The 11,468-nt window shown below is 63.6% G+C and carries 9 protein-coding genes; 2 read left to right on the top strand and 7 right to left on the bottom strand.

Annotated features, from left to right (window positions below):
• Positions 1-218 precede the first annotated feature (218 nt).
• From ispG to B4E36_RS10555, 4 genes are all read right to left on the bottom strand, one after another.
• Positions 219-1,475 carry a flavodoxin-dependent (E)-4-hydroxy-3-methylbut-2-enyl-diphosphate synthase gene (ispG, locus tag B4E36_RS10570; RefSeq protein ID WP_345900325.1) on the bottom strand — a complete coding sequence of 419 codons (1,257 nt, stop codon included), beginning with the start codon at positions 1,473-1,475 and terminating at the stop codon, positions 219-221.
• Positions 1,476-1,528: 53 nt separating this feature from the next.
• Entirely contained in the window at positions 1,529-2,707 is a 1,179-nt protein-coding gene (locus B4E36_RS10565) for an MFS transporter (protein ID WP_292055990.1), read from the bottom strand.
• A complete protein-coding gene (locus B4E36_RS10560) occupies positions 2,704-3,489 on the bottom strand; it encodes a DeoR/GlpR family DNA-binding transcription regulator (RefSeq protein WP_292055992.1) in 786 nt (261 codons plus the stop codon). The genes B4E36_RS10565 and B4E36_RS10560 overlap by 4 nt, the downstream gene beginning before the upstream one ends.
• Positions 3,490-3,791: 302 nt before the next feature.
• Complete coding sequence (locus B4E36_RS10555) at positions 3,792-4,274, bottom strand: MarR family transcriptional regulator (RefSeq protein WP_345900324.1); 483 nt, start codon at positions 4,272-4,274, stop codon at positions 3,792-3,794.
• Between the two features lie 66 nt (positions 4,275-4,340).
• Between B4E36_RS10555 and B4E36_RS10550 the strand changes: the two genes are divergently transcribed.
• Together B4E36_RS10550 and B4E36_RS10545 are read left to right on the top strand one after the other, a co-directional pair.
• The gene (locus B4E36_RS10550) at positions 4,341-5,234 is read left to right on the top strand and encodes an EamA family transporter (RefSeq protein ID WP_414673754.1); all 894 of its coding nucleotides are present in this window, start codon (positions 4,341-4,343) and stop codon (positions 5,232-5,234) included.
• 326 nt (positions 5,235-5,560) lie between these two features.
• Positions 5,561-5,770, top strand: coding sequence for a YegP family protein (locus tag B4E36_RS10545; RefSeq protein WP_292055997.1), 210 nt, complete (start codon positions 5,561-5,563; stop codon positions 5,768-5,770).
• A gap of 42 nt (positions 5,771-5,812) precedes the next feature.
• Here the strand turns inward: B4E36_RS10545 and pyc are convergent, their stop codons facing one another.
• The 3 genes from pyc to B4E36_RS10530 all read right to left on the bottom strand — a co-directional run bounded on the left by pyc (position 5,813) and on the right by B4E36_RS10530 (position 11,316).
• Complete coding sequence (pyc, locus tag B4E36_RS10540) at positions 5,813-9,274, bottom strand: pyruvate carboxylase (RefSeq protein ID WP_292055999.1); 3,462 nt, start codon at positions 9,272-9,274, stop codon at positions 5,813-5,815.
• 159 nt (positions 9,275-9,433) lie between these two features.
• Positions 9,434-10,702 carry an MFS transporter gene (locus tag B4E36_RS10535; RefSeq protein ID WP_292056001.1) on the bottom strand — a complete coding sequence of 423 codons (1,269 nt, stop codon included), beginning with the start codon at positions 10,700-10,702 and terminating at the stop codon, positions 9,434-9,436.
• Between the two features lie 74 nt (positions 10,703-10,776).
• Positions 10,777-11,316, bottom strand: coding sequence for a gluconokinase (locus B4E36_RS10530; protein WP_292056002.1), 540 nt, complete (start codon positions 11,314-11,316; stop codon positions 10,777-10,779).
• Positions 11,317-11,468 lie beyond the last annotated feature (152 nt).

The raw sequence follows: 11,468 nt of genomic DNA, 5'->3' as shown, positions 1-11,468 counted from the left end.
AGGGGGAGATGTCGCGAAAGCGACAGAGAGGGGTATGGGCACGAGCCGCAGACTCTGAGATATCGGAGAGGGTTCACCCCTCTCTGCCCCTGTCAGGGCATCTCTCCCTCAAGGGGAGAGATTGTGGTTGAGAGGTTTCCCGTCACGCGACAGGAATTCGAACCGGATATGGACCTGATGCCGGCTGTTCCAGCGCCCAAACAGCGGAACCACTCCCGCTATTCAGCCGCCTGCTTGCCCGCGCCGAAACGCTGCTCGATATAATCGGCGACCATCGCCTCGAAATCGGCGGCGATGTTGGGGCCGCGCAGCGTCTTGGCCTTCTTGCCGTCCACGAAGACGGGGGCGGCGGGGGTCTCGCCGGTGCCCGGCAGCGAAATGCCGATATCGGCATGCTTGCTTTCGCCCGGTCCATTGACGATGCAGCCCATCACCGCGACGTTGAGCGCCTCGACGCCCGGATATTTTTCGCGCCAGACAGGCATGTTCTTGCGAATATCGGACTGGATCTTGGAGGCGAGCTCCTGGAACACGGTCGAGGTGGTGCGGCCGCAGCCGGGACAGGCGGCGACCACCGGCACGAACTGGCGGAAACCCATGACCTGCAGCAGCTCCTGCGCCACCTGCACCTCGCGGGTGCGGTCGCCGCCGGGCTCCGGCGTTAGCGACACGCGGATGGTGTCACCGATGCCGTGCTGCAGCACATAGCCCATGGAGGCGGCGGAGGCGACGATGCCCTTGGTGCCCATGCCGGCCTCGGTGAGGCCGAGATGGAGCGCATGGTCGGAGCGCTCGGCGATCATCGAATAGACCGCGATCAGATCCTGCACTTGGCTCACCTTGGCCGAGAGAATGATGCGGTTCCTCGGCAGGCCGATTTCCTCGGCAAGCTCGGCGGACAGCAGCGCGGACTGGACGATCGCTTCGCGGGTGACGTCGCGCGCCGAAAGCGGCGAGCCGGCTTCGGCGTTTTCGTCCATCAGCCGGGTCAGCAGTTCCTGGTCGAGCGAGCCCCAGTTGACGCCAATGCGCACGGGCTTGTCGTAGCGGATCGCCATCTCGATGATATCGGCGAACTGCTTGTCGCGCTTGTCCTTGAAGCCGACATTGCCCGGATTGATGCGGTATTTAGCAAGCGCCTCGGCGCAGGCCGGGTGATCGGCCAGCAGCTTGTGGCCGATATAGTGAAAGTCGCCGACGAGCGGGACGTCGAGGCCGAGATGCTCCAGCCGGTCGCGGATCTTCGGCACGGCGGCCGCCGCCTCGTCACGGTCAACGGTGATGCGCACCAGTTCGGACCCGGCCTTGGAGAGGGCGGCGACCTGCGCCACGGTCGCGTCGATATCGGCGGTGTCGGTGTTGGTCATCGACTGCACCACCACCGGCGCGCCGCCGCCGACAATCACGCCGCCGACGTCGACGGCCACGGAAGCGCGGCGCGGCAGCGGGTCGTAATTCGGGCGGGCGAGCGACATGGTCTTCTCCGGATATTCCATTGCCCTTCAGGTGGTACAATGCCGCGCGCTTGTCAACTCTCGCGCTCGCGCTCGGCATAGCGCGCCAGGGGCGCCATGAAGAACACGATGACATGCAGCAATGACAGGCCGGTGAAGATCGGCGCGAAGCCGATATGTTCGGCGATGAAGCCGATCAGCGACGGGGCGGCCAGAATGCCGGAATAGCCGAGCATTGTGGTGACCGAAAGGCCGATGCCGGGCTGCAGCCCCGGCAGGTTGCCCGCCGCCGAAAACGCCACCGGCACAAGGTTGGAAATCCCCGCCCCCGTGATCGCAAAGCCGATGATGACCACCGCCATGTTGGGCGCAAGCCCCGCGCAGAGCAGGCCTGCAACCGAGGCGGCGGAACAGAAGCGCACCGTGTTCACCGCGCCGAAGCGGTCGCGCACATGGTCGCCGGCAAAACGCATGATCGTCATGGTGAGCTGGAACGCGGCATAGCCGAAACCGGAGGCGAACAGGGTGATGCCAAGCTCGTCGCGCAGATAGACCGCGCTCCAGTCGAGCACCGCGCCTTCCGGGATCATCGAAAACAGCGCCATGATGCCGATCAGCCAGGGTAGCGGCGACCGCGGCAGGCGAACCTTCTGCCGCCTGACGCTCTCCTCCGGGGCGTCGCCTAATATCTTCGGAAAGGCGATCGCGAGCAGGATGATCGCGATGACGGTGACGGCCAGCGCGTGGCCGAGCGGGCCGATGACCGAGAGCAACAGTCCGCCAAGGCCTGCGCCCAGCAACCCGCCCAGGCTCCAGAACGCGTGGCAGGACGACATGATCGCCCGGCCCTCGGCCTTTTCCACCGCCACGGCATTGCCGTTCATCGCCACATCCATCGCCGCCATCAGCCCACCGAAGAGGAACAACGCAAGCACGGATAGCGGGATGGTGCCGACCAGCGTCAGCAGCAGCAAAGTCGGCGTGAAGACCACTGCGGCGATCTTGACGGTCTGGGCGGAACCGAGTTTCGCGATCAGCACCCCGGTAAACGGCATCGCCAGAATCGAGCCGATGCCGAAGGTCAGGATCATCAGGCCGAGTTCGCTTTCGGACAGGCCGAGACGGTCGGCAAAGACCGGAATTTTAGGCGCCCACGAACCCATCACGAAGCCGTTCATCAGGAACAGCAGCGAGGTCGCAAGCCGCGGCTTCGACATGTAGCGCGGGCGCGGCGCGATGGTGGACATGGTCATCTGGCGGCAATTCCGTCTATCGTTTCAATCAGGTTCACGCCGGCCTGCAGCAGCGCGGCGCGGCTTTCGGGCTTCAGGCCCAGGCTAGTGACAAGGCCATCCAGCGCTTCCAGAGCGATCACGCTGCAGGGCGCGCGGGTTTCAAGCTTGTCGGCGGTCACCGCGGTGATCACCCGGCGCGCATGCAACGCGATCTCGCGCTTGAACAGCGCGTCATCATAGTGAAAGCAGGTCAGCCCCGCCTCGATATCGAGGCCGCAGGCGCCGATAAGGCAGAGATCGAAGTGGAAGCGCTCCAGTTCGGCGATTGCTTTTGCCCCGATCGCGCCGCCGACCTCGGGATGGATCATGCCGCCGATCATGATCACCGTCTGGCTTTCGCGCCCATCGAAGACGGTCGCGATCGCCGGCGCATTGGTGACGACCGTCACCACGCGATCCTCGGGAAGCGCGCGGGCGGCGGCGATATTGGTGCTGGAGGCGTCGAAAAACACCGTCATGCCCTCTTCGACCTGGGCGGCCAGCATCCGTCCGAGCATCTCCTTCTCGCCCGCATCGCGGCTCTTGCGGTGGCCGAGCGTTCCGCGCGCCGGCGCAATCGGCAGGGCCCCGCCATAGACCCGCTCGCAGAGGCCGCGGGCGGCGAGATCGCGCAGATCGCGCCGGATCGTGTCTTCCGAAACCTTGAATTCCGCCGCCAGATCAGCCGCCAGCACCCGCCCCGAGGCCTTGAGGCGTCCGAGGATGATATCCTGCCGCTCGCGAATGAGATAATCGTTCATGGGTCAATCCAAATCGTGCAGAAACGTGCATAATATGGATTAAACGTGCGCGCAAGGACAAATGGAACGTCAGATCGCTGACAAGGCACCAATCTTTGACCATCATGTGTCATCGGCCCTTCGTTCTTGCTCAGGCTTGAGCCGAGGGCCAGGTGGTTTAAGTTGCTGAATTTGCAAAGATTCATGGCAGACCCTTGCCGGGCAACTTGGATCCTCGGGTCAAGCCCGAGGATGACCCAGAATGCGGAAGACGTTTGTCAGCAAACTGAGAAAGCGTTCGGTTTTACCTGAAGCAGAGAGCCCTACTCGAAAGCGGCCAGCCACCGCGCCAGCAGGGCGTCGAGCGCCGCGCGCTCTGCCGGGTCGAGGGCCGCGATCAGCTTGTGCTGATTTTCAACATGGGCGGTCACGGCCTCGTCGATCAGCGAGAAGCCCTTGTCGGTGAGCGCCACGGAGAAGCCGCGACCGTCTTCCGGGTTGCGGCGGCGGGCGATGAAACCGGCCGCTTCCAGCCTGTCGAGACGGTTGGTCATGGTGCCCGAGGTCACCATGGTCCGGTCCATCAGCGCCGAGGGCGAAAGCGCATAGGGCGGGCCGGAACGCCGGAGCGTCGCCAGCACGTCGAAGCTGGCGGCATTCAGCCCGTAGCGGGCGAAAACCGCTTCCAGATTGCGCGCGAGATGCACCTGCAGCCGCTTCAGCCGGCCCATGACGCCCATCGGCATGGCGTCGAGGTCCGGGCGCTCCGCCTGCCACTCGGCCAGAATACTGTCGACATGATCCATGGCCGAAGCCTGTCGGAAAAATATCTTGACGTCAAGTTAATTCCAGATAGTTTGACGTCGAGATAAATGGAGGCGCGTATGCCGAAACCATCCGATTTCCTGTTGACCGCAATGGCGCCGGCCATCTGGGGCACGACCTATATCGTCACCACCCAGTTGCTGCCGGACGGATATCCGCTGACCGTCAGTCTGCTGCGCGCTCTGCCGGCGGGTCTCATCCTGCTCTTGCTTGTCCGGCAATGGCCGAAGCCCGGATGGCTGCCGAAGCTCTTCATTCTCGGGTTTCTGAATTTCACCCTGTTCTGGGGCCTGCTGTTCGTGGCCGCCTACCGCCTGCCGGGCGGGGTGGCCGCGACGCTTGGCGCGACACAGCCGCTGATCGTGCTGTTCCTGGCGCGGGGCCTCATCGGCGCGCCGATCCGACCGCTGGCCGTTGTCGCCGCGCTCGGCGGGCTTGTCGGCGTGGCTATGCTGCTTCTGTCATCGACGATCACGCTCGATCCGCTCGGCATCGCCGCCGCTTTCGGCGGCGCGCTATCGATGGCGCTCGGCACCGTGCTCACCCGCCGGTGGCAGTTCCCGGTCGCGCCGCTGACGCTGACCGCCTGGCAATTGACCACGGGCGGTCTTCTACTGCTGCCGCTGGCGTTTGCCATCGAGCCGGGCTTTGCGTTGCCGGACGCCAAGGCTGTGGCGGGTCTCGTCTGGCTGGGCCTGATCGGCGCAGCGCCGACCTATTTCTTCTGGTTTCGCGGCATTGCCAGGATCGGACCGGGTCCGGCGGCCCTGCTCGGTTTCCTGAGCCCGCTCAGCGCCGTTCTGCTCGGCTGGATAATCCTCGGACAGGCGCTGTCGCCGCTGCAGCTCGCCGGCGCCGTTCTGGTTCTCGCCAGTCTCTGGATCGGCCGTTCCGCCAGCCGCACCGCAGCACCCGCAAGCAAAAAGGTCCCGGCCGAGTGACCGGGAACGGTTTACATGACTAATGCGGTCGGCTCAAAAGACATGCAAGGGCCGCATTAGGTTCCCGTTGTTCTGGAGAGGCTGTGGGAAACGAGTTACTGAAAATAGACAGTAGAGATTTACTTTGACTCTCGCGTCAAAAATTACGCTAAGTTAGCAATGACCGAATCAAAAAGCCGTCGCTACTTGCAGGCGGCGACGGCTTTCGATTCATATCCGCCCAATTTGGCGTCGGGTGCGGGATACGACTTGTGTGCACGACTATAGAGTCAGACATTTAGCTTGTGGTCAAGCCCGACGTTTTAATTGCCATAAGGAGTTAGCAAATGGCAGCTAGAACGTATCCGTCCTACTGGATGTATAAGGATAACCGCGGTGAATGGCGTTGGACCTACGAAGCGTCCAACGGGAAAACTATCGCGGTTAGCAGCGAAGGCTATAAAGCCCGCGCTGATTGTGAGCGCGGTATAGAAATCATGAAGGCTTCAGCAAATAGCCCGACTTGGTTGCCGGCCGAACTCGCTTCGACCCAGTAAAAGAGTGTAGGTGAGGCCTTCCAGCGGCCTCACCTCTTGCTATCACCCCTCGTAAACCACCAACAAATCCTTCGCGTCGATCTGGTCGCCGGCCTTGACGTGGACTTCCTTGATCACGCCGTCGCGGTCGGCGTGGAGGGCGGTTTCCATCTTCATGGCCTCGATCGAGACCAGAACGTCGCCGACGGAGACCTGCTGGCCGGCGGAAACGCCGACGGTGGAGATGACGCCCGGCATCGGCGCGCCGACCTGGTTGGCATTGGTGGGATCGACCTTCTGGTTGACGCCACTGCCTGCACCGGCATTGCGGTCCGGCACCTTGATCGAGCGCGGCGCGCCGTTCAGTTCGAAGAACACGGTGACCATGCCCTTCTCGTCGGCGCTGGTAATCGCCTGGTTCTGGATCACCAGCGTCTTGCCGCGCTCCAGATCGGCGAACAGCTCGTCACCCTCCTCGAGACCGTAGAAATAGGCGGGCGTCGGCAGAACCGAGACCGGGCCATAGGTCTCGCTCGCCATGGCGTAATCGACGAACACCTTGGGATACATCAGGTAGGAGGCAAGTTCGAAATCGTCGATCTCGCGGCCGATCTTTTCCTCGGCCTCTTTGCGCAGCGCCTCGAGATCGGCGTCCTCCAGCAGCGAGCCCGGCCGCACGGTATAGGGCTTTTCGTTCTTCAGAGCCTTCTTCTGCAACCCTTCCGGCCAGCCCGCCGGCGGTTGGCCGAGGTCGCCCTTCAGCATGGAGATAACCGATTCCGGGAAGGAGATGTCCTTTTTCGGGTCCTCGACATCGGGAACGGAGAGGTCCTGGCTCACCATCATCAGCGCCATATCGCCGACCACCTTGGAGGACGGCGTCACCTTGACGATATCGCCGAACATCTGGTTGGCGTCGGCATAGGCCTGCGCCACCTCGTGCCAGCGGGCCTCAAGACCGAGCGAACGCGCCTGCTCCTTGAGGTTGGTGAACTGGCCGCCCGGCATTTCATGCAGATAGACTTCCGAGGCCGGCCCCTTGAGGTCGCTTTCGAAGGCGGCGTATTGGTGGCGCACCGCCTCCCAGTAGAACGAGATGCGGCGGATATGGCCGGTGTCGAGGCCCGGATCGCGCTCATGACCCTTCAGCGCCTCGACGATCGAGCCGAGGCAGGGCTGCGAGGTATTGCCGGAAAACGCGTCCATGGCCGCATCGACCGCATCGACCCCGGCATCGATCGCCGACAGCACGGTCGCGGCCGAAATGCCGGAGGTGTCGTGGGTGTGGAAGTGGATCGGCAGCTCGGTGGCGTCGCGCAACGCCGTGAACAGCAACTTCGCCGCCGCCGGCTTCAGCAGCCCGGCCATGTCCTTGACCGCGATGATATGGGCGCCGGCCGCTTCCAGTTCCTTTGCTAGGTTGGTGTAGTATTTCAGGTCATATTGCGGCCGCCTGGCGTTCATGATGTCGCCAGTGTAGCAGATCGCCGCCTCGCAGAGCTTGCCTTCCTCGGCCACCGCATCCATCGACACGCGCATGTTCTCGACCCAGTTCAGGCAGTCGAACACGCGGAACAGGTCGATCCCGCCCTTTGCCGCCTGGCGGACGAAATACTTCACCACATTGTCGGGATAATTGGTGTAGCCAACGCCGTTCGCCCCGCGCAGCAGCATCTGCAACAGCAGGTTGGGGGCGGCCTCGCGCACCAGTGCAAGACGCTCCCACGGGTCTTCTGTCAGGAACCGCATCGACACATCGAAGGTCGCGCCGCCCCAGCATTCCAGCGACAGCAGTTCCGGCAGCGCGCGGGCATAGGTCCCGGCGATCGACGCAATGTCGTGGGTGCGCATGCGGGTCGCCAGCAGCGACTGGTGGCCGTCGCGCATGGTGGTGTCGGTCATCAGAACGCGCTTTTCGTGGCGCATCCACTTGGCGAATTTCTCCGGTCCCATCTCGTCGAGAAGCTGCTTGGTGCCCGGCATCGGATCGCCCTCGATATAGGGCACCACCGGCTTGGCGATGTCATCGGCGGGCTTCGGCCGGCCCTTGGCTTCCGGATGGCCGTTGACGGTGACGTCGGCGAGATAGGTCAGAAGCTTGGTGGCGCGGTCGGCGCGCTTGACCTGGTCGAACAGCTCCGGCGTTTCGTCGATGAAACGCGTGGTGTAGCTGTAATCCATGAACTTCGGATGGGTGATGATCGCTTCGAGGAAGGTGAGGTTGGTGGCAACCCCGCGAATGCGGAATTCGCGCAGCGCGCGGTCCATGCGGCGCGCGGCCTCCTGCGGCGTCGGCGCCCAGGCGGTGACCTTTTCCAGAAGCGGGTCGTAATAGCGGGTGATCACAGCGCCGGAATAGGCCGTGCCGCCATCGAGCCGGATGCCGAAGCCTGTCGCGCCGCGATAGGCGGTGATGCGGCCGTAATCGGGAATGAAATTATGCTCCGGGTCCTCGGTGGTTATCCGGCACTGCAGCGCATGGCCGCGCAGCTTGATCTCCTCCTGCGGCGGAACGCCGGAGGCGGCCTCGTCGCCGATCGGATGGCCGTCGAGAATATGAATCTGCGCCTTGACGATATCGATACCGGTGACGACCTCGGTCACCGTGTGCTCGACCTGGATGCGCGGGTTGACCTCGATGAAATAGAACTTGCCGGTATCGGCATCCATCAGATATTCGATCGTGCCGGCGCCGATGTAATTGGTGGCGCGGCCGATCTTCAGCGAATATTCGGCAAGCTCCTTGCGCTGTTCTTCGGAGAGATACGGCGCCGGCGCCCGCTCCACGACCTTCTGGTTGCGGCGCTGGATCGAGCAGTCGCGCTCGAACAGATGCACGACATTGCCATGGGTATCGCCGAGGATCTGGCTTTCGACGTGGCGGGCGCGCTCGACCAGCTTTTCGAGATAGACCTCGTCCTTGCCGAAGGCGGCCTTGGCCTCGCGCTTGGCCTCCGTCACCTCGCGGGCGAGGTCTTCCTTGGCACGGATGACGCGCATGCCGCGACCGCCGCCGCCCCAGGAGGCCTTGAGCATCACCGGATAACCGACCTCCTCGGCCATCCGCGCCACTTCTTCCATGTCGTCGGGCAGCGGCGCGGTGGCGGGCACGACCGGCACGCCGACTTCGATGGCGAGATTGCGCGCGGCGACCTTATTGCCGAGCCGGCGCATGGTCTCGGCCTTGGGGCCGATGAAGGTCAGGCCCGCAGCCTCGCAGGCGTCCACGAATTCAGGGCTTTCGGAGAGAAGGCCGTAACCTGGATGGATCGCGTCCGCGCCGGAAAGCTTGGCGACGCGGATCACCTCCTCGATCGACAGATAGCTTTCGATCGGACCCATATCGTGGTCGAGATGCGGCCCGCGGCCGACCTGATAGCTCTCATCCGCCTTGAAGCGGTGGAGCGCCAGCTTGTCTTCTTCCGCCCAGATTGCAACTGTCTTGATATCCAGTTCGTTTGCAGCGCGAAAAACGCGAATGGCGATTTCGGAACGATTGGCGACAAGAATTTTTGAGATCGGCAAGGGAGGGCCTCCAGGGGACATCTGCGGGAAAATCGCGATACTGAATTCATACCCAAACTCCGGCACGAGCGCAAACCCGACCGTGCATTCCCTGCAAGCGGAATTGACGATCTTACAGCTTCCCCCGCTACCCGTCCCTGGCGGTTGCCCGGAGCCCGTTCAGTCGCGGCCGGTTCTGCCGGAAGGCAGAACGTTGGACAGGAAGATCGCCACCGTCGCAAGCCCCGCGAACAGCGCCAGCAGGAAGCCGGGCGCCAGCATGAACCCGGTCTGCTGGATGATGAAGGTCGCCGTCAGCGGCGTCAGCCCGCCGACGATCGCAAAGCCGATATTATAGACGAAGGCAACGCCGGTATATCGCACATCCGTCGGGAAAATCGCCGTCAGCAGCACCGGCCCGACGCCCCAGGCGAAGGCCGCGATCAGCGAGATCACGATCATCGCCGGCAGCAGTTCCGAAACGCCCTGATGCATCCAGACATAGGCCGGGATCGCCGCCACCGCCAGGATCAACGAGGCGATGAAGGCTGGAACCTTGATGCCGACGAAATCCGAGATCAGGCCGGCAACCGGCATCGGCAGCGAAAACAGCACGATGCCGATGAGAACGGCGGTCGCCACCTGATCGGGATCGTATTTGAGGAAATCGGTCAGATAGGAATTCATGTAGAGATAAAGCAGCGGCACGGTCGCCGCCCCGAGCCCGGTGATGAACAGGCCGAGCCAGACGGCGCGGCCATTGTCGCGGAACAGCGCGGCGAGCGGCACCTTGTGGGCATGGGCTTCCATCTCCGCGAAGGCCGGGCTTTCGGAAAGCCGCGCGCGCAGGAAGAAGCCCGCGATCGCCACCAGTCCGCCGACGAAGAAGCCGATGCGCCAGCCATAGGAGAGCACGGCGGTCTCCGACATCAGATGGGTGATCGCCCACTGCACGGCCTGGGCGGCCAGCATGCCGACATTGATGATCATGAACAGGAAGCCGCAGGCAAGCCCGCGCCGCTTCGGCATGGTTTCGGTGATCAGCGTCATCGCGCCGGGGATCTCGCCGCCAAGGCAGAGGCCCTGCACCATGCGCAGCACCACGAGCAGCACGGTGGCGGCAATGCCCCAGCTGGCATAGCCTGGCATGAAGGCGATCAGGAATGTCGCGCCCGCCATGCCGGCGATCGAGACCCTGAGCATGGCCTTGCGGCCGTGCCTGTCGCCGAAATGGGAAAACAGGATGCCGCCGAGCGGGCGCACGAGATAGCCGACGGCGAAGATCGCGAAGGCTGCCAGCAACCGCGCGGCCGGCGCCTCGTCCGGAAAGAAGGTCTTGCCGATCTGCGAGGCGAAGGAGGCATAGATCACGAAGTCATAGAATTCGAGCCCGCCGCCCATGCTCCCCAGAAAGAGTGCGCGTCTGCGCTCGCTGGCCGTCACCGTCATCCCGTTTCTCCACGCTTACACCTGCCTGACGTTCGCCGATGCATGCCGGAAAGGCAAGGTGGAAAACGCTCACCTCAGTCGAATGCGGTCGCAAGGCCTGCAAGCGCCGCCTCGACGATCGCCTCCAGCGATTGATCGATGTCGACGACGACCACGCCGGGCTCGCCGTCGGGCCGCTCCAGCGTCGCAAGCTGGCTCTGAAGCAGCGAAACCGGCATGAAATGGCCGGTGCGATGGCCCATGCGGGCGCTCAGCAAGGCCTCGCTGCCGTCCAGAAACACGAAGGCCAGCGACCCGCCGGCGGTCTGGCGCAGCCGGTCGCGATAGGCCTTCTTCAGCGCCGAGCAGGTGACCACGACGCCCGCCCGCCGGTGGCGCGCGATCTCCGCGCCGATCAGCGCCAGCCAGGGCCAGCGGTCCTCATCCTGAAGCGGAATGCCGCGAGACATCTTCTCGACATTGGCGGCGGGGTGAAGTTCGTCGCCCTCGATGAAATCATGGCCGGCGCGCTCGGCAAGACGCCGCGCGACCGAGGATTTACCCGAGCCGCTGACGCCCATAACGATGATGGCGTCGGGGATCGCGCCCGGCTTTTCGATGTCATGATTGTTCATTCTGGTCCCGCTCCGCAAGTATGAGGGCATGGTCTAGAGCCGTTCAGGCTTAAATGGAAGCGTTCTGCGGCAAGGAATTTGCGCCAGGACCAAGGGCTTTGGCGCAGGGCATAGCCGTCGCTATGTCCAAGCCGAAGACCGCCGGTAATGGC

The sequence above is a fragment of the Martelella sp. UBA3392 genome, assembly GCF_002358775.1.
Taxonomy (GTDB): domain Bacteria; phylum Pseudomonadota; class Alphaproteobacteria; order Rhizobiales; family Rhizobiaceae; genus Martelella; species Martelella mediterranea.
The sequence above is the reverse complement of the archived record's forward strand: the minus strand, read 5'-3'. Positions and strand labels throughout refer to the sequence as shown.